This is a genomic window from Actinosynnema mirum DSM 43827 (assembly GCF_000023245.1).
Taxonomy (GTDB): Bacteria; Actinomycetota; Actinomycetes; order Mycobacteriales; family Pseudonocardiaceae; genus Actinosynnema; species Actinosynnema mirum.
The window spans coordinates 5,292,879-5,311,171 of the sequence record NC_013093.1 but is presented as its reverse complement, the minus strand read 5'-3'; the positions used below and the strand labels follow the sequence as shown (position 1 = coordinate 5,311,171).

General features: G+C 74.4%; 17 protein-coding genes and 3 pseudogenes. 10 read left to right on the top strand and 10 right to left on the bottom strand.

What is annotated here, in order from left to right:
* The first annotated feature begins 1 nt into the window (after position 1).
* The 3 genes from blsG (at position 2) to AMIR_RS42880 (ending at position 2,091) form a co-directional block, all read left to right on the top strand.
* Entirely contained in the window at positions 2–1,147 is a 1,146-nt protein-coding gene (gene blsG / locus AMIR_RS22325) for an arginine 2,3-aminomutase (protein ID WP_015803216.1), read from the top strand.
* A 106-nt stretch (positions 1,148–1,253) separates the two neighbouring features.
* Positions 1,254–1,676 (top strand): nuclear transport factor 2 family protein, encoded by a 423-nt coding sequence (locus AMIR_RS22320; protein ID WP_015803215.1) that lies wholly within the window; start codon positions 1,254–1,256, stop codon positions 1,674–1,676.
* A 31-nt stretch (positions 1,677–1,707) separates the two neighbouring features.
* The gene (locus tag AMIR_RS42880) at positions 1,708–2,091 is read left to right on the top strand and encodes a hypothetical protein (protein WP_015803214.1); all 384 of its coding nucleotides are present in this window, start codon (positions 1,708–1,710) and stop codon (positions 2,089–2,091) included.
* Between the two features lie 93 nt (positions 2,092–2,184).
* Here the strand turns inward: AMIR_RS42880 and AMIR_RS22310 are convergent, their stop codons facing one another.
* The 6 genes and pseudogenes from AMIR_RS22310 to AMIR_RS43265 all read right to left on the bottom strand — a co-directional run.
* A complete protein-coding gene (locus AMIR_RS22310; RefSeq protein ID WP_015803213.1) occupies positions 2,185–3,342 on the bottom strand; it encodes an ROK family transcriptional regulator in 1,158 nt (385 codons plus the stop codon).
* Positions 3,339–4,514: an MFS transporter gene (locus AMIR_RS22305; RefSeq protein ID WP_015803212.1), complete on the bottom strand. Its 1,176-nt coding sequence runs from the start codon at positions 4,512–4,514 to the stop codon at positions 3,339–3,341. The genes AMIR_RS22310 and AMIR_RS22305 overlap by 4 nt, the downstream gene beginning before the upstream one ends.
* Complete coding sequence (locus tag AMIR_RS40505; RefSeq protein ID WP_015803211.1) at positions 4,511–5,845, bottom strand: MGH1-like glycoside hydrolase domain-containing protein; 1,335 nt, start codon at positions 5,843–5,845, stop codon at positions 4,511–4,513. Before AMIR_RS40505 ends, AMIR_RS22305 begins: the two co-directional genes overlap by 4 nt.
* Positions 5,842–6,993 carry a zinc-dependent alcohol dehydrogenase gene (locus tag AMIR_RS22295; RefSeq protein WP_015803210.1) on the bottom strand — a complete coding sequence of 384 codons (1,152 nt, stop codon included), beginning with the start codon at positions 6,991–6,993 and terminating at the stop codon, positions 5,842–5,844. The genes AMIR_RS40505 and AMIR_RS22295 overlap by 4 nt, the downstream gene beginning before the upstream one ends.
* Positions 6,994–7,023: 30 nt before the next feature.
* Complete coding sequence (locus tag AMIR_RS42190; RefSeq protein WP_342626560.1) at positions 7,024–7,632, bottom strand: Gfo/Idh/MocA family protein; 609 nt, start codon at positions 7,630–7,632, stop codon at positions 7,024–7,026.
* A 13-nt stretch (positions 7,633–7,645) separates the two neighbouring features.
* A pseudogene (locus tag AMIR_RS43265) lies at positions 7,646–7,972 on the bottom strand (Gfo/Idh/MocA family protein); the annotation flags it as partial.
* Between the two features lie 389 nt (positions 7,973–8,361).
* On the opposite strand from AMIR_RS43265, the gene AMIR_RS22285 reads away from it, so the two are divergent.
* The gene (locus AMIR_RS22285; RefSeq protein WP_015803209.1) at positions 8,362–10,107 is read left to right on the top strand and encodes a protein kinase domain-containing protein; all 1,746 of its coding nucleotides are present in this window, start codon (positions 8,362–8,364) and stop codon (positions 10,105–10,107) included.
* Positions 10,108–10,602: 495 nt separating this feature from the next.
* Here the strand turns inward: AMIR_RS22285 and AMIR_RS42185 are convergent.
* A pseudogene (locus tag AMIR_RS42185) lies at positions 10,603–10,860 on the bottom strand (RNA polymerase sigma factor); the annotation flags it as partial.
* Between the two features lie 94 nt (positions 10,861–10,954).
* Here AMIR_RS42185 and AMIR_RS22280 point away from each other — a divergent pair.
* Both AMIR_RS22280 and AMIR_RS22275 read left to right on the top strand, forming a co-directional pair.
* Positions 10,955–12,127: a DUF4241 domain-containing protein gene (locus AMIR_RS22280; protein WP_015803208.1), complete on the top strand. Its 1,173-nt coding sequence runs from the start codon at positions 10,955–10,957 to the stop codon at positions 12,125–12,127.
* A 59-nt stretch (positions 12,128–12,186) separates the two neighbouring features.
* Positions 12,187–12,870: a hypothetical protein gene (locus AMIR_RS22275; protein WP_015803207.1), complete on the top strand. Its 684-nt coding sequence runs from the start codon at positions 12,187–12,189 to the stop codon at positions 12,868–12,870.
* A 12-nt stretch (positions 12,871–12,882) separates the two neighbouring features.
* On the opposite strand, the gene AMIR_RS22270 is transcribed toward AMIR_RS22275, so the two are convergent.
* Entirely contained in the window at positions 12,883–13,560 is a 678-nt protein-coding gene (locus AMIR_RS22270; RefSeq protein WP_015803206.1) for a nitroreductase, read from the bottom strand.
* A gap of 92 nt (positions 13,561–13,652) precedes the next feature.
* On the opposite strand from AMIR_RS22270, the gene AMIR_RS22265 reads away from it, so the two are divergent.
* Both AMIR_RS22265 and AMIR_RS22260 read left to right on the top strand, forming a co-directional pair.
* Positions 13,653–14,270 carry a TetR/AcrR family transcriptional regulator gene (locus tag AMIR_RS22265; RefSeq protein ID WP_015803205.1) on the top strand — a complete coding sequence of 206 codons (618 nt, stop codon included), beginning with the start codon at positions 13,653–13,655 and terminating at the stop codon, positions 14,268–14,270.
* An 81-nt stretch (positions 14,271–14,351) separates the two neighbouring features.
* Positions 14,352–14,648: a putative quinol monooxygenase gene (locus AMIR_RS22260; RefSeq protein WP_015803204.1), complete on the top strand. Its 297-nt coding sequence runs from the start codon at positions 14,352–14,354 to the stop codon at positions 14,646–14,648.
* Between the two features lie 82 nt (positions 14,649–14,730).
* On the opposite strand, the gene AMIR_RS42875 is transcribed toward AMIR_RS22260, so the two are convergent.
* Positions 14,731–14,862, bottom strand: coding sequence for a hypothetical protein (locus AMIR_RS42875; protein WP_015803203.1), 132 nt, complete (start codon positions 14,860–14,862; stop codon positions 14,731–14,733).
* Here AMIR_RS42875 and AMIR_RS43260 point away from each other — a divergent pair.
* Positions 14,846–15,331, top strand: a pseudogene (locus AMIR_RS43260) (helix-turn-helix transcriptional regulator); the annotation flags it as partial. The gene AMIR_RS42875 and the pseudogene AMIR_RS43260 sit on opposite strands and share 17 nt — an antisense overlap.
* A gap of 250 nt (positions 15,332–15,581) precedes the next feature.
* On the top strand, positions 15,582–17,375 hold the full coding sequence (locus tag AMIR_RS22250; protein ID WP_015803201.1) for an AMP-dependent synthetase/ligase: 1,794 nt from the start codon (positions 15,582–15,584) through the stop codon (positions 17,373–17,375).
* Positions 17,376–17,442: 67 nt separating this feature from the next.
* On the opposite strand, the gene AMIR_RS22245 is transcribed toward AMIR_RS22250, so the two are convergent.
* Positions 17,443–18,168 (bottom strand): GON domain-containing protein, encoded by a 726-nt coding sequence (locus AMIR_RS22245; RefSeq protein WP_015803200.1) that lies wholly within the window; start codon positions 18,166–18,168, stop codon positions 17,443–17,445.
* Positions 18,169–18,293 lie beyond the last annotated feature (125 nt).

The window sequence follows — 18,293 nt, the reverse complement described above, 5'->3', positions numbered from 1 at the left end:
CATGTCGCAGTCATTCGCCGCGCCCGCGATGGCGCCGGGCGCGCCTTCGGCCGAGCAGTGGGGGGACTGGCGCTGGCACATGCGCCACCGCGTCACCACCCTCGACAAGCTGCGCGAGTGGGTCAGGGTCAGCCCGCAGGAGGAGGCCGCGATCAGCGGCACCGCCGGGAAGTACCGCTGGAGCGTCACCCCGTACTACGCCTCGCTGATGGACCCCGACGACCCGCTGTGCCCCATCCGGCAGCAGGCCGTCCCCGCGCAGGGCGAGCTGCTGGAGTTCCCGGACGCCGAGGTGGACCCGGTCGGCGACATGTTCTACCGCAAGACCAACCGCGTGGTGCACAAGTACCCGGACCGGGTCGTCCTGCTGGTCACCGAGACGTGCCCGGTGTACTGCAGGCACTGCACGCGCAAGTTCCACACCACCGACGTGGAGGGCACGTACTTCCGCGACAACGAGGGCGGCGGCTACGAGGAGGACCTGCGCTACATCCGCGAGCACCCGGAGATCCGCGACGTCCTGCTCACCGGCGGCGACCCGCTGTCCTACCGGGACGAGAAGCTGGAAGAGATCATCTCCGGGCTGCGCGCCATCCCGAGCGTGGAGATCATCCGCATCGGCTCGCGCTTCCCGGTGCTGCTGCCGCAGCGCGTCACCGACGAGTTCTGCGAGATGCTGGCCCGCCACCACCCGGTGTGGCTGAACACGCACTTCAACCACCCCAGGGAGATCACCCCCGAGGCGGCGGCGGCCGTCGACCGCCTGCTGCGCCACGGCGTCCCGGTGGGCAACCAGACGGTGCTGCTCAAGGGGATCAACGACGACGTGCCCACGATGCGCAAGCTCATGACCGAGCTGCTCCGCATCCGCGTCCGCCCGTACTACCTGTACCACTGCGACAACGTCACGGGCGTCTCGCACTTCATGACCTCGGTGGAGAAGGGCCTGGAGATCATGGAGGGCCTGCAGGGGCACATGACGGGCTTCGGCGTGCCGCAGTACGTGCTCACCACGCGCATCGGCAAGATCCCGATCAGCAGGCCCTACCACGAGGCCGTCGAGGACGGCCTGGCGCTGCGCAACTACCGGGGGCAGACCATGACCATGACCGGCGAGCACTACCGGGTGAGCCCGCCGGGGGAGTGAGCGCGGGGGCGGGTGCGGGGGAGGAACGGCGGTACCTGGTTGCCGCCCGCGTGTCCGGTGAGGATTCGGGGCAAGCGATCCCCCCCCCGCCCCGAAAGGCCCTCCCATGACCTCCCCCGCGCGCGTCGAGTCCGTCACGTCCTTCTTCGCCGGTCTGGGCGACCGCGACCTCGCCCCCGTGGCCGCCGTCCTGGCCGACGACGTCGTCCACGTCCTCACCCACTCCCTCAGCGGCGCGCCCGAGCCGCAGGCCGTGCTCACCGGCAAGGACGAGGTGCTCGGGTTCCTCCGGACCGTGCTCGACCTGTTCTCCCGCACCCGCGTCGAGGACCTGGAGGTGTTCGAGACCGTCGGCCGGGACGTGGTGTTCGCCTCGGCCAGGGGCGACTTCACGCACGCGGCGTCCGGGGCGCCGTACCGGAACGACTACCTGTACAGGTTCGACTTCACCGGTGACCGGATCACCTGGTTCGCCGAGCACGGCAATCCCGTCGCGTTCGCCAAGGCCACCGGGGCGCCGCTCGGCTGACCCCGCGCCCGCGCGGTGACCGGCGCTTATCGTGGACGACCGCGCCGCCAGCCTCGCCGCGTCGTCCCGGCTCGCCGCGCACCCGCGGGCGGTGCACGACGTGGCGTGCGAGCTGACCGCGTGGGTGCGGCTGCGCTACCCGCGGGCCCGGTTCGACGGCGCCGCGGTGGAGTTCGGGGCGGCGGCGCGCGACATCGGCAAGGTGCTGGAGGACCTGCTGGTCAGCCTGGCCGGCAAGGTGTGGAAGGGCAAGCGGGTCGCGGACCTGGAGCAGCCTGTGGTCGACCGGCTGGCGCCCGCGGGCGGGCAGGAGCCGTGGGAGGCGTTCCTGGCGCCGGACGACGCGCTCGACCGGATCGCGGCGGGCGCGGACGGCAGACCGGCGTTCCAGGGGGGCCGCCCAACCGCGGGGTGAGCGGGAGCGGACCGGTGGCGGGTGCGCGGCGCCGGTCCGGTCCCGGCGCGTCGACCGGCGCCGGGCCCCGGCCGCAGGTCCGCCCGCGACCGGTCACCTCGACGAGAGCGTCCGCTCGAACGCCAGTTCCGCCGCGCCGATCAGCGTCGCGCGCGTGCCCAGCGGTGAGCGGACAACCCGCGCGCCCGCCGTCGCCTTGCTGACGATGCTCCTGGTCCGCACCGCCTCCTCCACCCCGGCCACCACCGACGGCGGCAGCTCGGCCAGCAGACCGCCCAGCACCAGCAGTTCCGCGCCCAGGACGTTCACCAGGTTGCACAGCCCCAGCGCCAACCACCTGGCGGGCTCCCGCAACGCCGCCCTCCCCGAAACCGGGTCGGCCGCGAGGGCGCGCAACCGCCGCACCAGCACCCCGTCGTCCAGGTCCTCGGGAACGCCGAGCGCGCGGGTCAGCGCGGCCCGGCCGATCTCGGTCTCCCAGCACCCCTCGCACCCGCAGTAGCACGCCCGGCCGTCGTGCCGCACGACCATGTGCCCGAACTCGCCCACGTGGTTGCGGGGGCCGAACACCGAAGTCCCCCGGCTCACCACCCCGCCGCCCACGCCCACGTCGGCGTACACGTATGCCACGTCCGAGTCCGTCCGCCCCACGCCGCGCGCGCCCTCCGCCAGCGCGCCCAGCTCCGCGTCGTTCCCGATCTCGACGGGCAGCCCCAGCGCCTCGGAGACGTGCTCGCGCAGCGGCACGTCGTTCCACCCCAGGTTGGGCGCGTCGCGCACCACGCTGTCGGTGCGCCGCACCACGCCGGGCACCGAGATCCCCACCGCCCGCACCCGGTGGTCCGCCTCGGACAGCGCCTGCGCCGCCCGCCTGGCGATGCGCGCGCACACCTCGGCCGGGGACCGCTCGTGCGGCGGCAGCGCCCACCGCTGCTCCACCAGCACCTCGCCGCCCAGACCGACCACGGCCGTCGACACCGAGTTGATCCGGATGTCGATCGCCAGCACGGTGGTCGAGCGCGTGCCGGGAACCACGAGCAGCGAGGGGCGACCCGCGCCCCTCGATCCCGAGGTGGCGGACTCGTCGACCAGTCCCTCCTCGGTCAGCTCGTCGACCAACGACTTGATCGTGCTGCGGTTCAGGTCCAGCGCCTCGCTCAGCGCCGTCCTGGTGGTGGGGCCCTGCAGGTGCAGGTGGCGCAGCAGCGACGTCCGGTTCCGCTTGCGCACGTCGCTCGAGAAGTTCCTCATCCGCGCGCGGCCGTCCTCTCCCGCAGGGCGAGCACCACTGCCAGCGCCGCTCCCGCCATCACCAGCGCGACCGAGAACGCCGGGCGCACGCCGACCCGGTCGGCGAGCAGGCCCAGCAGCAGCGGACCGAACGTGGTGGCCGCACCGACCAGCAGTTGGGCCCGCGCCGCGGCCAGGTCGGTCCGGCCCCCGGAAGCCGCGACGGCGGCCGACAAGGCCAGCGGGAACAGGTTGGCCACGGCCAACCCGGTCACCGCCAGCCCCGCGAGCGCCGTCGCGGGAGCCGTCCCCAGCCGCAGCAGCGCCAACCCGCCGATCGCCGCCGCGATCAGCGGGGGCAGCAGCCCCGGCCTGCCCGCGATCCGGCTGCCCACGACCCGGCCCACCAGCTGGGCCACGAAGAACAGCGACATCCACGTCGCCGCGGCCACCGCGTCCAGTCCCGCGCCCTCGCGCAGCAGCTGACCCCCGTAGTAGACGACCGCGAACTCGACGCCCACCACGAGCCCGGTCACCGCGCACAGCGCCCAGCAGCGGGCCGACAACCCGCCCGCCCGCGTCGATCCCGGCGTCGGCCCCGCCCCCGTCCTCGGCAACCGCACGTCCCGGAACACCACGACCAGCGCCAGCAGCGCCACGACCGGCAACCACATCGCGCCGCGCCACCCCACCGCCGTCACGGCCAGCCCGCCCAGCGCCACGGGGGCGAGCACCGCTGCGGCGCTCGCCCCGATGTTCGCCTCGACGAGGGCGCGGTCCCGCAGGGGGCCGTGCAGGTCGGCGAGCGCGGCGAACGCCGAGGTCTGCACCAGCGCTCCGAACGCGCCCCCCAGCGCGGCCCCGGTCAGCGTCACCGGGGTCGCGCGGCCCAGCGCCAGCACCGCCGCGCCGACCACCGAACCGGCCACGCCGAGCCGGAACAGCACCGCCCGGTCCAGCACGGCGCTCGCCCGGCCGTAGACCAGCCCCACCAGGACCGTGCCCGCCGCCCACGCCGTGGAGTGCAGGCTCAGCGCGGCGTAGGACAGGTCCAGCTCGGCGGCGAGCAGGGTCAGGTACGGGCCCAGCGCGTACAGGCCGTACGCGAAGGCGGCGACCGAGCCGTAGAGCAGGAAGGTGGGGCGCCCGCGCCGGAACGCGTCCACCGCGGGCGCCACCCCGCCGCCCGTCACGCCCCCGCTCCGGTGGGCAGGTCCAGCACCAGCGCGCTCCAGCCGAAGTCGTGCGCCCCGTGCCCCCGCGCGTCGAAGGGCCCGTAGCACTCGCGCATCCCCGCCGCCGCGGTCATCGCCACGGTGCGCGCGGCCAGCTCGTCGGCGACGTCGTGCCTGCCGTGCGCGCGCAACCCCAGGTGCAGGTACCAGTTCAGGTTCACCCAGGTGGAACCCCGGAAGATCGCGCCGGTGGCGAAGTCCGCGTCGAACGACGGTTCCGTCGCCGCCACGCTGGGCACCGGGTAGGGCAACCAGAACTCGTCCTCGTCCACCAAGTGGTCGACGAGGGCGGTCACCACGGGTTCGGGCAGGTCGGTGAGCACCAACGGGAACAGCGAGCTCGCCGTGAGCACCTCCGCCCTGCGCCCGGACACCGCGTCGACGTCCCAGAACGCGCCGCGCCGACCGTCCCAGCAACCGTCCAGCAGCGACCGCAGCACGGTCGCCGCTCGCGCCCGGAACCGGGCGCCGTCCGCACCCGCCAGGTCCGCCAGGCAGCCGAGCCCGTCGGCGTAGACGGTGTTCAGCAGCACGTCCACCCACTGGAACCGTCCGGAGGGGAAAGCGGACGGGTCCGCGGCGGCGGGCCGCTCACCGATCAGCGCGCGCATCGCCGCGTGCCACTCGGGACCGACAGCGGGCGAGCGCGGGTCCAGGCCGAGCACCGCGTCGTACTTGGGCGTGCTGTCCAACCCGGACTCGTCGGGCTGGCCGATCACCAGCAACCCGTCCCGGCCCGCGCGCGCGGCGTGCAGCCAGTCGAAGTGCCTGGCCACCGCTGGCAGCACCGAGCGCAGCCACGCGTCGTCCCCGGTGGCCCGGTGCACGGCCGCCACAGCGCGGGCCAGCACGGGAGGGGCGATCGTCGCGGTCCGCCAGTGGTCCCACATGGCGATGCGGAACTCCTCGGTGGCAGCGGCCCGCGCGTCCTGCTCCCACAGCAGCATGTGGGGCAGGAAACCACCGGGGTCCGCGCCGAGCAGCAGCGAGTCCACCTCGCGCCTGGCCAGGTCCGGGGCGACGCGGGAGAGCGCGATGGCGTGGAAGCAGCTGTCCCAGTTCCACTGGAACGGGTAGCTGGTGGGGGAGGGGCAGGTGAAGGCGTAGTCGGCGCCCAGCTCCGCGGAACGGCCGGTGCGCCGGTTGCCTCGCAGCACCTCCAGCGCCGTCGTCGTCGCCCTGCCCGTCGCGCTGCTCGCGCGCGGGAGCTCCGATGGCCGGAGCACCCGGCTCGCGGCGGACACCGCCGCCGGGACGGACCCGGCGGCGGTGGGGGCGTGCCCGGTCACAGCGCGGCCCCGACGGGCGCGCTCGCCACGGTGCCTGCCACCGGGGCGCCCACGCTCTGCGCGATCAGCGAGGGCAGCACCGGGGTGAACAGCAGCGAGGACTTCATCCCGCCGTTCGCGCCGTAATCGGTGAAGGCGGCGCGCACGCCCTGGACGTCGGTGAAGGCCACCGTGTCGGTGATCAGCGGCTCGACGTCCACCACGCCGTCGGCGATCAGCCCGAGCGCGGTGCGGGTGATGTGCGTGGTGCGGGTCATCGGGAACGCCCGCACGTCGAACGGGGTCGCCAGCAGCCGCAGCCCCTTGGCCAGCAGGTGCCAGGTGCTGATCTGCTGGGGCAGCGCGGTCGCCCCGTACACGACGTACGTGCCGTCGGGGCGCAGCAGGCCCATCGCCGATTCCCGCACGTCGGTGCGCGTGGTGTCGGTGCTGACGTGCGGCAGCGCGTCCACGACGTAGTCGGCGAAGTGGTCGTGGTGCTCCCGCACGAACGCGTCCAGCTCGTCCGACTGGGTCGAGGTGTCGAAGGACAGGTCCGCGCCCAGGGTGCGGGCGAGCGCGATGCGCCCGCTGTCCTTGTCCAGAACCACGATCGGGCCCACCCCCATCAGGTTGCGCAGCACCTGGACGGCGAGCAGCGCGCTCGGGCCGCAGCCCAGCACGACGCACACGTCACCGGGCTTGGGCGGGTTGACCAGCAGGCAGCGCAGCACGGACGTCAGCGGCTCGACCAGCATGGCCAGCCGCGAGGGCAGCCCGTCCGGGACGACCGCCGCAGCGGCTTGGTGCGCGTCGTAGAAGCCGCGCTCGGTGTACCAGCCGGTCTCGCCGGGCTGGTTCGGCAGCAGCGGTCTGATGGCGCGGTACTCCGCCATGCCGCCGAAGTCGGTCTGCCCCCAGTACACGACGCGGTCGCCGGGCGCGATGCCCGTGACCGACCGGCCGACCTCCACGGCCCGCCCCACGTACTCGTGCCCCGGCACGATCGGCCACGACTCGGGGCGCAGGTGCCCTCGGAAGTAGGAGACGTCCGTGGAGCAGAGGGAAACCGCCTCGGTGCGCAGCAGCACCTCGTCGTCCCCGCAGGGCGGTTCGGGAACTTCGACCAGGTCGATGAGTCCGGGGGCGAGCAGGGAATAAGCGCGCATCGTTCTCGTCCAGTCTCTCGCAGTCGGTGGTCAGCCGGAGAAGGCCGACCGGCGTGCCGAGGCGCGGATCGAGTCGATGACCTCGGCGACCGCCGCGGTCTCTCCCAATCCGACCAGAAAAGCTTCTCGCCCCCGCGACGCTGCGGAAACCTCATCGACCATCACGGTGTAGGGGTTGACCGGTGGATATACCTCCGTGCGCGTGCCGGCTTCGCTCCGGTAAATCATCTCCACCTGGCCCGCTCCTCCGGTGAAAGCGGGAAAGGACAGTTCGACCGAGCCTTTGTCGCCGATCGCCGAGAACCACTCGTCCTGTTGCCCGGTGAGGCTGGACTCGATGGTGGCGATCCCGTCCGGGAACACGAGTTCGGCCGTCGTGGTCTCGTCGACCCCGGTGGGGCCGAGCTCCTGCCGCGCGGCGCGCACCGCGGGGAGCCGCCAGTCGAACGCGAGCAGGGCGCAGGCGATCGCGTAGCAGCCCACGTCGTAGAGCGCGCCGCCGCCGAGCGCGGGGTCGTGCCGGTAGTCGCCCTCGGGGGGCCTTCCCCCGCACCTCCCGCACCGTGCCCAGCGCGCCTTCCCCCAGCAGTCGCTGAAGTGCCCGCGTCCGGGGGTGCCAGCGGTTCCAGCACGCTTCAACCAGGATCTTCCCCGCCGCCGCCGCCTCCGAGGCCAGCTCCGCGACCTCGGCGGCGGTCAGCCCCATCGGCTTCTCGCACACCACGTGCTTGCCCGCTCGCAACGCCTTGGCGGTCCACTCGCGGTGCGCCGAGTTGTGCAGCGCGACGTAGACGACGTCCACGGTCGGGTCTGCCAGCAGCGCCGCGTAGTCCCCGTGCGTCACCTCCGCCCCCAGCGCTCGGGCGCGGGCCGGGTCGCGTGCCGCGGCGGCGCGCAGCACCGCTGTCCCGGACCTCCGCACGGCCGGGGCGAGGGAATTGCGGGCGATGCCTCCGGCCCCGAGGAAGCCCCACCTCAACGCGAACTCCCCGGCCTTGTGCCGCCTGCGTGTTTTCGGTGTTTTTCAGTCGGGTTTTCACCGTGTTTCATAAATTGCATCCCTGGGGTGTTTGTTTTGTTGTCGACGCAACTCGACCGACCATACAACGGCCGCTTTGCGCGCTACGATCCGCCGTTCGAGTGACTGTGAACAAGCGTTGTCGAACGTTGTGAAGGTGGGTGGAAATTGGTGTCGTCTTTGATGTGCGTTGTTCCGGGCAACAAATAGGTCCCACACTTCCGGCGGGCGGCAGTGGGCGGCAGTGATCCGGGACACCTCGTTGCCCGGTGTGCCGTGGCCACCCACCGCGCGGCACCAACCCGACCATCCCCGTCTCACCTGTCGGTGCAGGTTGCTAGCGTGGCCCGGTGTCTGAGCGAGAGCACACCGGGCGGATCCTCGACGGCCGGTTCGAGCTGTTGGAGCGGCTGGGCAGCGGCGGCATGGGGACGGTGTGGCGGGCGCTCGACCTCGGGTTGCAGCGCGAGGTGGCCATCAAGGAGGTGCGGCCCGCCGACGCCGACCAGGTCGAGAGCAACCCGGCCATGGCCGCGCAGCTGCGCGAGCGGGTGCTGCGCGAGTCCCGCGCGCTCGCCCGCCTCCAGCACCCCAACGTGGTGTCGATCTACCAGATCGTGGACCTGCCCGGCTCGACCTACCCGTGGATCGTCATGGAGCTGGTCAGGGGCACCTCGCTGGAGGACCGGCTGGCCCAGGGCGTGCTGAGCCCCGTCGAGGCCGCGGGCATCGGGCGGGACGTGCTCGCCGCGCTGCGGTCCGCGCACGCCGCCGGGGTCATGCACCGGGACGTCAAGCCGGGCAACGTGCTGCTGCGCCCCGACGGCAGCGCCGTGCTCACCGACTTCGGCATCGCCGCGCTCCAGGGCTCGACCCAGCTCACCGCCACCGGCGAGGTCATCGGGTCGCCCGAGTACATCGCGCCCGAGCGGCTGCGCGGGGACGAGACGCAGGTCTCCTCGGACTTCTGGTCGCTGGCGATGCTGCTGTACGTGGCCGTCGAGGGCAACCACCCGATGCGCCGCGCCTCCACCATGGCCACGCTCGCCGCCGTGATGACCGAACCGGTCCCGCCGCCGCGCCGCGCGGGCGCGCTCGGGGCCGCGCTGAACGCCGCGCTCCTGCAGGACCCGGCGATGCGGCCCAGCGGCGAGGCCCTGGACCAGCTGTTCGCGGCGGCCGAGCGGGAGACCGTCGGCGGCTTCGGGTCCCCGGCCACGCCCGCGGGCGGCCTGTACGGGCCACCCACCCCGGCGGGCGGCACGCCCGGCCCGAACTACGCCGCCACCCCGCCCGGCGGGTTCTCCAGCGGTTCCCCGAGCGGTCCTCACAGCGGTCCTCACAGCGGCCCCCAGCAGCAGTGGCGGCCGGACCCGTCGAGCGCCCCGCAGTACGGCTACCAGCCGGGCTACCCGACCCCGCTGCCCACGCCGCGCAAGAGGACCGGCGCCGTGGTGTTCTCGCTGATCGGCGTCGTGCTGGTCATCGCGCTCACCGTCGTCGTGGTCAAGATGGTCGGCTCGGGGACGGGCGCGGACACCGGTTCCGGGAACCGGACCGGCGTCCCCGGCACCAGCGCCGCGGGCAACCCCGCGGGCAACCCGGCCAACACCCCGTACCCGACCGGCTCCGAGAGCACCCCGACCCCGAAGGCCGACCTGCTCACCCCGGACGGCGCCCGCACCGCGGTCGCCGCGTTCGTCGAGGTCATGGGCACCAGCAAGGTCTCCGACCTGACCCTGTGGCCCCAGCGCGCCACCGCCGTCGCCCCGACCACCGCGGTCCCCAACGGGTTCGACAACTTCGAGTACGCCGTCGGCGGCAAGGCCACCAAGGAGCGCCCGGACGGGGTCGACGCCGACCGCGCCGTGCTCGACCTGAACGAGGTCAACTGGGACGCCCTGCCCGCGCTGATCGACCGCGCGACCAAGGAGCTGGGCGTCCCCGCGCCCACCAGCCGGTACGTCATCATCGACACCGGCCTGATCGACCACAAGGCCACGATCCGCGTCTACCTGGCCGACGACTACGGCGGCGCCTACCTGAGCGCGAACCTCAAGGGCGAGGTCGAGCGCCTCTACCCGCGCGACAAGTGACCGCCTCGGGGGGCGTGGGAAACGCCCCCCGAGGCGGGGGCACGACCGCGCTGTCACGACCGCGCTGTCACGACCGCAGGGGCACGACCGGACGCAGGGCCCGGCCACGACCGCCGTCCGCACGTCCTCGCGCACCAGCCCGCCGCGCAGCGCGTCGGCCACGGAGGTCAGCAGCGCCGCACGGGCCCTGGCCAGCGCCGCGTCCACACCCGCACCCGCCTCCGCACCCGCGCCACCACCACTCCCACCCCCACCCGGATCGAGCGCCTCCAGCGCCCCGGCCACCTCGGTCGCGTCCAGCCCGGCCCGGCTCGTCAGCAGCAGCACGTCCCGGTCGCCCGGCTCCAGCGCGGCCAGCGCGCCCGCGAGCCGCCCGGCCGCCACCGAGGCGTCCACCCGCTCCGCCACCCGACCGCCGTGGTCGTCCGCCGAGCCGCCGCCGACCACGGCGGCCCCGGCACGGGCGAGCGCCCGCACCCCCCGCACCTCCTGCCGCAGGCGCCTGCGCAGCAGGTTCGCGGCGATCCCGTGCGGCCACGCCCGCGCCGTCCCGCGCGCCGGGTCGTACCCGGCCCTGCCCTGGTAGGCCACCAGGAACGTCTCGGCCACCAGGTCGTCGGCCAGGTCGCAGACCCGCCGCCGCAGGTAGCCGTGCAGCGTCCGGGCGTGCCGGTCGAACAGCTCGCCGAACGCCCGCTCGGGGGCGGACAGGTCCGGGCGGTCGGTGTCCCGGTCCTCCTCGATCGCTCGCACACCCGGTTCTCGCCCGAGGCCGCCCGAGGCCGCCCGAGGTGTTCACGGGCTCCCCGCACGGCCCGCGCCGGGACGCGCCACTACCTTCTGCGGCATGGGACAGATGGTGGGCCTGGTCTACTGCGAGGGGTGGGACCCCGTCGCGCGGACCGTCGTCGGCGGGCTCGACGAGGAGCGGGCGCGCGAGCGCGACTTCGCGGGTGAGCAGTACGCGGTGTGCCTGGTCGACCCGGACTCGGGCGCGCCGACCGCGCTGCTGGAGATCGCCGACCGCTACCGGCGCTGCTCGTGGTTCGACGCGGCGGGCAGGCGCGAGCGGGTCCGGGTGGACGTGGTGCTGCACGGGCGGCTGTTCCACCTGTCGAGCACCGAGTGGGTCTACGGGCCGGACGACGAGGAGTTCTCCGACGAGGTCGAGCGCACCGAGGTGAGCCACTCGCCGCAGGGCGACCGGGACCTGGTCAAGGACCTGCCCGACGGCGGCTCGTACGCCACCGAGGACGAGGTCCCGGTCGAGACCCTGTACCGGCGGGTGCCCGCCTTCGGCGACTGGCACGCCTACACCGGGCTCGACGGGACCTTCGTGCGCCGCCCCGCGCCGCCCGCCCCGCCCGGCGCCGAGCCGCCGTGGCGCCCGCCCGCGCCGCTGGAGCCGAGGGTGGGGGAGCTGTTCGAGCCGGGCGCGCGGTTCGTCGTGGACGGCTCGGAGTTCACGATCGAGAGCCACGACGTGGGCCCGCTGCGGCTGCCCAGCGGCAGGCTCGTCGCCGCCGACCCGGCCTGGCCCGCCGACGAGGAGCCGTTCGACGACATGCTCATGCCGGTGGCGCACCCGGTGCGGGTGCTGCTGGCGGTGTGCGCGGACAAGCCGGACTGGAAGCCGGTGGCGGCGCTCCAGCTCGTGCTGGCCGACGTGCCCGCCGTGACCTGGGAGCCTGCGCGCGTGGAGAAGAGCGACCCGGCGCTGCTGGGCGAGGGCGAGTTCTACGGCGCGGGCGTGGACTCCGGGCAGCTGTGCTTCGTGGACGCCTCGGCGGCGGAGGCGCTCGGCGACGTGGTGGGGGAGCACGAGGTCGACCCGGACGGGGCGGAGCACCGCACCGCGCTGCTGTCCGACCCGGCGAGCGGGGGCGACATGCTGCTGTTCACCGCGCCGAACGGGGACGGGGCGTACCCGACGTGGGTCGGGCGCGCGGCGGACGGGTCGATCACCTGCTTCGTGCTGGACACCCTGTTCGCGCCGGAGCGGCACTTCGACGAGGGCTGATTCGGGAAACCCGCGCCCGGACCGCGCCTGCGGCCCGCCCCGGCTGCTTGGATGGCACCGTGCCGTGGGAGTTGGTTGAGCGCCTGTCCTGGCTGGCCGGGATCGTCAGCGCGCTGCTCGCCGCCGTCGCCGCGTGGTCGGCGGCCAGGACCGCCAGGGGCAGCGCCCGCGACCTCGCGCTGGTCATCGCCGCCGCCACCGACCGGCCCGAGCTGCTCGCGGTGCTGGAGGCCGACGCGCTGGCGCGGGTGGAGCGGGTGCGGCGGCGGGTCCGGGCCGCGCTGGCGCTCATCAGCTGCGCGCTCCTGCTGGTCGGGCTGGGCGGGGCGATCGCCTGGTCGGGATTGTCGATGGGGCGGCACGAGGACTTGTCGGTGGTCGGCGGGCACCGGCCGCGCGCCGAGCGGGAGTGCGCCGCCGCCGGGGAGGCCACCGTCTGCGCGGACTCGCACGTCTACCTGCTCGGTGCGGCGGAGGAGGTGGAGACCCGCTTCGCCGGGCCGGAGCGGGACGGGGCGGGCGTGGTCGTGGTGACGCTGCCCCGGTGCCGGGCGGAGGTGCGGTGGCGGGTGTCGGTGGACGGGCAGGTGGTCGCCTCGGCCGTCTCCCACGACGTCCACGTCGGGGTGGAGTTCCGCGCGCGCGCCGGGCGGCAGCACGTGTTCACCGCCGAGCGCGCGCCGGGAGGGGAGTGCGAGACCGTGCGGTTGGACGTCCGGCTCGGGGTCACGCACGACCGGTGACCCCGAGCCCGGTCAGCGGTGGAACCGGGTGGTCTCGTCCAGCGGCGCGCGGCCCACGGTGATCGCGTTCACCGGCGCCGTCGGGTCGGCGTGCCCGAACGCGACGCCGAACAGCAGCTTCCCCCCGGTGACGCCGAGGGTCTCGCGCACCACGTCGGCGTAGAAGCTCAGCAGCGCCTGCGGGCAGCTCGCCACGCCGTGCGCCTCCATGGCCAGCAGCAGGGTCTGGGCGTACATGCCGACGTCGGCGGTGAGCCTGGGGTCGCCGGAGTCGGGGGCGAACAGCAGCGCCACGTGCGGGGCCTCGTAGAACCGCAGGCTGCGCTCGTCGTACTCGGCCCGCCGCGCCTCCGCCTCCCGGCCGATGCCGAGCGCCCCGTACAGCGCCGCGCCCGCCTCCGCGCGCCTGCGCAGGTGGGTGGGGGAGTAGACGTCGTGGCTGTAGGGGAAGTCGACGCTGCGGTGACCGGCGGCGTGCGCGGCGACGAGCGCGGAGGCGAGCCGGTCCTTGGCCGCGCCGCTGACGACCTCGACCTGCCACGGCTGCGCGTTGGAGTTCGACGGCGCGGCGCCCGCCAGGGTGAACACGGCCTCCAGGGTCTCCCTCGGCAGCGGGTCGGGCAGGAACGCCCTGGTGGCGCGGCGTCCCCGGATCAGGCGGTCGGCGAGGGCGGGGAGGGTGGTGGGCACGGCCGGCTCCTTAAGTACACGGTTTCGTTTACTTAAGGGGCACCGTAGCGGAGTCGGCCCCGCTGTGTAAACGCGGGCGTATACTTCGGGGCATGGGAGAGGACACGACCGCGCGCCGGGCGGGCCGGGGCGCGCGCGAGCGGGCGCTGGCCGCCGCCGTCCGGCTCTTCGACGAGCGCGGCATCACCGCGACCACCATGGAGGAGGTCGCCGCGGCGGCCCCGGTCTCCAAGCGCACCCTCTACGCGCACTTCCCCACCAAGGAGGACCTCGTCCTCGCCCAGCTCGACCACCTCCTGGGCTCCGGCGCGACCATGCTCGACGCCCTGCGCGACGAGGCCGTCCCGCCCCGCGAGCGGCTGCTGGGGATGTTCGGCCTCGGCCTGTGGCCCCGTGGGAACGTGCGCTCCTGCCCGTTCCTGCGCGCCGCCACCGAGGACCCCGACCCGGACGGCCGCGCGCACGCCTTCGCCCGCGAGCAGAAGCTGGTCATGCTGGCGCTGGCCACCGGGCTCGTCGCCGAGCTGGGGATCGCCGAGCCGGAGGCGCTCGCCGAGCAGCTCGTCACCCTGTCCGACGGCGTGGCCAGCCGCGCCATGGTGCTCAACGACCCCGACTACGGCCGCCACGCCCGCGCCGCCGCCGAGGTCCTGCTCGACCACGCGCCGCGCCTGGCCGTGTCCGCCGGGAGCGCGAACACGTCCGCCTGACGGAGGCGCGGCGGTGGCCCGGCGCGCGAGGATTCCCCGTGCCACCAAGGCTTCCGCACCGATCCCGCAGGGGGAACCACCGTGCTCCTGGCTCTCGTGGAACTGCGCGCCACCGACCGACCGGCCGTCCTGGCCCACTTCGACGCCGAGCGCGGGAACGTCCGCGCGATGCCCGGCAACCTGGACTTCCGGGTGTGCGCCTCGCGCGAGGACGACGGCCGCGCCACCGTCCTGCACGAGTGGGCCGACCGGGCCGCGCTCGACGGCTACCTCGCGTCGGAGGTCTTCGCGCGCCTGGGCGCCTCGGTCCGGCCGCTGCTGGCCGAACCACCGGTCAGCAGGCGGTTCCACGCCGACGCGCCGGACGTGGCCGCCTGACCGGGCCGGACCGCCGGGAGGCGCGCGCCGTCGTGCGCTCCTTCCCGGCGGCGCCCACCCGCGAGCTCCGGCTCGACCACCACTACCTGCTGTGCGCGTCCACCGGGTCGCTCAGGCTGGAGGCGCGCGGCCGGGCGTGGCTGCTGCCGCCCGCCAGGGCCGCGCTGATCGGGGCGGGCGAACCGATCCGGGTCAGCGTGCCCGCCCCGGTCACCACCGCCTCCGTCCTGCTCCACCCCGGTTCCACGCCACCGCCGCCCGCCCCGCCGGCGGTGTTCGACCTGACCCCGCTGGCCCGCCACCTGCTCGCCGAGTGCGAGGCCCTGCCCGAGACCGCCGGGCCGCTGGACGACTACGCCCGCCCGCTGTTCGCCGCGCTCGTGGCCGTGACCTGGCGGCTGGCCGAGCACCCGGCCCCGGTGTCCGTCCCGGTGGGCCGGTCGGCGGAGCTGCGCGAGGCGCTGCGGCTGACCGGGGAGCGCCTCGGCGCCGGGGTGCGCTTCACCGACCTGGCCGCCGAGGTCGGTCTCGCGCCGCGCTCGCTGGCCCGCCGGTTCGCCGAGGAGACCGGGACGACGTGGCGCGCGGTGCTGCGCCGGATGCGGCTGCTGCGGGCGATCGAGGCGCTGGCGGGCGACGAGCCGGTCACCACGATCGCGCACGCGGTCGGGTACGGCTCGCTGTCCGCGTTCAACGCCGCGTTCCTCGACCTGACCGGCCGCACGCCCGGCGAGTACCGGGCCAGCTTCCGGCCCCGGCCCGGCCCTGGCCCGGCTCCGACGCCCGGCTCCGGCGCGGGTCGGGCCAACGCCCTGCGCCGCACGGCCGAAGCGCCCCGCCGCCCCCGGTGCGAATCCTGGTGTTCGCGCACCCGCCGTGCTGGACTGGCTCCCCCCGCCCTAGCACGCCGTTGTGTCGAGGAGGAGCAGAGCCTTGCGCGAAAAGAGCATTCCGCCGCTCTACGAGGTACCCGCCGAGGACAACCTGCTGGGTCCCGTCATCCGCAACACCGCCGAGCAGCCCGAGCGCGTCCTCCTCGCCCGCCAGGTCGACGGCGCGTGGCGGGACGTCACCGCGGCCCGGTTCCTCGCCGAGGTGCGCTCCGCCGCCAAGGGGCTGATCGCCGCGGGCGTCGGGCCGCGCGACAAGGTCGCGATCATGTCGCGCACCCGCTACGAGTGGACCGTCCTGGACTACGCCGTCTGGGGCGCGGGCGCGGTGTCCGTGCCCCTCTACGAGACCTCGTCGGCCGAGCAGGTCGAGTGGATCCTCACGGACTCCGGCGCGGTCGCGATCGTCGTGGAGACCGAGGCGCACCGCTCGCTGGTGGCCAAGGTCCGGCCGGGCTTACCCGCGCTCAAGCAGGTCTGGACCATCAACGACGGCGCGCTCGACCAGCTCGACGCGGGCGGCGCGTCCGTGGGCGACGAGCTGCTCGACGAGCGGATCGCGGGTCTCGGCGCGGACGAGCTGGCCACGATCGTCTACACCTCCGGCACCACCGGCCGCCCCAAGGGCTGCGTGATCACCCACCGGAACCTGTTGGCGGAGTGCGGGAACACCATCGCCCGGTTGCAGCCGCTGTTCCACGACAACGCCTCCTCGCTGCTGTTCCTGCCGCTGGCCCACGTGCTGGGCCGCGTCGTCCAGCTCTGCTCGCTCGCCGCGCCGGTCAAGCTCGGCCACGTCAGCGACCTCAAGGACCTGCCCGCCGCGCTGGCCGCGTTCCAGCCCACCTTCCTGCCCGCCGTGCCGCGCGTGTTCGAGAAGGTCTACAACTCGGCGCGCGCCCAGGCCGTCGCGGGCGGCAAGCAGAAGGTGTTCGACCTGGCGGTGGACACGTCCATCGCGTACAGCAGGGCGCTGGAGACCCCGTCCGGGCCGGGATTGGCGTTGAAGCTCAAGCACAAGCTGTTCGACCGGCTCGTGTACGGCAAGCTCCGCGCGGTCCTCGGCGGCCGGGCCGCCTACGCCCTGTCCGGCGGCGCCCCACTCGGCGAGCGCCTCGGCCACTTCTACCGGGGCCTGGGCTTCCTGGTGCTGGAGGGCTACGGCCTGGCCGAGTCCAGCGCCGCCACCACGACGAACCCGCCGGACGTGCAGAAGATCGGCACGGTCGGCCTGCCGCTGCCGGGCTCGTCGGTGCGCATCGCCGACGACGGCGAGGTCCAGCTCAAGGGCGAGCACATCTTCACCGGCTACTGGAACAACCCGGGGGCCACCGCCGCCGTGCTGGACGCGGACGGCTGGTTCAGCACCGGCGACCTCGGCTCCCTGGACGAGGAGGGCTACCTCAGGATCACCGGCCGCAAGAAGGAGATCATCGTGACGTCGGGCGGCAAGAACGTCGCCCCGGCCGTCATCGAGGACCGCATCCGCGCGCACGCGCTCGTGGCGGAGTGCATGGTCGTCGGCGACGCGAAGCCGTTCATCGCCGCCCTGATCACCCTGGACGAGGAGATGCTGCCCCGCTGGGCGGCGCAGAACGGCAAGGGAGCCTTGACGCCGCAACAACTCCGCGAGGACGCGGACCTGCTGGCGGAGGTGCAGCTCGCGGTGGACCTCGGCAACTCGGCGGTGTCGCGCGCCGAGGCGGTCCGCGAGTTCCGCGTCCTGGACGGCCAGTTCACCGAGGCGTCGGGACACCTGACGCCGTCGCTGAAGCTGAAGCGGAACGTGGTGCGCGCGGACTTCGACGCGCAGATCCGGGAGATCTACGCGGAGTGAGGCGGGTGGCGGCGGTGACCGGGAGCGCCCGGTCACCGCGCCTCGTCCGCCCTGGGGCCGGTTCCGCTCAGGAGATCTCGAAGCAGGGCTTCGGGCGCAGCAGCCCGCCGGGCGCGCAGGACAGCTCCAGCGCGGTCATCCCCGGCTGCGGGTTGGTCGGGTTGTAGAAGCCGGGCGCCGGGACGTTCCAGCCGCAGTAGCCGCCGCCCGTGAGGTCCGCGGACTGCCCGTCGGGGGCGAGCACGGCCGTGCCCGACGCCGCGAAACCGCCCACCTGGAACGTGTCGGAGACGGCGAACGCGGTGCCGCGCAGGTCGATGCTCGCCACCCCGCTCGCGGTCGCGTCGCAGCTCATCGCCGTGGCGTAGGGCATCGACGTCACGGTGGTGCTCCCGAGCGCGAGGCCGCCGGTGGACGTGGCGAAGGTCAGGTCGCCGATGTCGGCGGTCAGCGTCGCCGGGTCCACGCGCAGCTTGGTGAACGTGGTGCGCACGGTCGTCCCCGGCGAGGCGCCGCCCGCCGTGTACTGCGAGAAGTTGCCCTTCCCGCCGGTGTCCGGGAGGTCCAGGTACTCGCGCGGCGAGCCCGCCATGTCGTGGCAGTGCACGCCGAGCAGCCGCTGGTTCGTGAGCAGCAGGTACGGCCCGTCGGGCGCGCCGGGCAGGAGCCCGCGCACGGCCGCGCAACTGTCGAGCGGCCCGCGCGGTTCGGCCGTCGCGGGGGCGGCGCCGAGCGCGGCCACCGCGACCAGCGCCGCGCCGGTGGCCAGCGCGCTGCGGAGAGCAGGTCCCATGTCGGGCTCGCAATCGTCGTGGGGGGTGTGGCGGGAGCCGGGTCGGCTACCGGGAACCTAGAACGCGGTGCGGTCCCCACGCCCCGGAAGCACCCCGGCAGGTGACCCTCTTCGGGACGCTGTCC

Excerpts from the sequence above, each read along its gene's own strand:
- blsG (WP_015803216.1), top strand. The coding sequence starts at position 2 with ATGTCGCAGTCATTCGCCGCGCCCGCGATGGCGCCGGGCGCGCCTTCG.
- AMIR_RS22320 (WP_015803215.1), top strand. The coding sequence starts at position 1,254 with ATGACCTCCCCCGCGCGCGTCGAGTCCGTCACGTCCTTCTTCGCCGGT.
- AMIR_RS22310 (WP_015803213.1), bottom strand. The coding sequence starts at position 3,342 with ATGAGGAACTTCTCGAGCGACGTGCGCAAGCGGAACCGGACGTCGCTG.
- AMIR_RS22295 (WP_015803210.1), bottom strand. The coding sequence starts at position 6,993 with ATGCGCGCTTATTCCCTGCTCGCCCCCGGACTCATCGACCTGGTCGAA.
- AMIR_RS22280 (WP_015803208.1), top strand. The coding sequence starts at position 10,955 with ATGGGACAGATGGTGGGCCTGGTCTACTGCGAGGGGTGGGACCCCGTC.
- AMIR_RS22265 (WP_015803205.1), top strand. The coding sequence starts at position 13,653 with ATGGGAGAGGACACGACCGCGCGCCGGGCGGGCCGGGGCGCGCGCGAG.
- AMIR_RS22245 (WP_015803200.1), bottom strand. The coding sequence starts at position 18,168 with ATGGGACCTGCTCTCCGCAGCGCGCTGGCCACCGGCGCGGCGCTGGTC.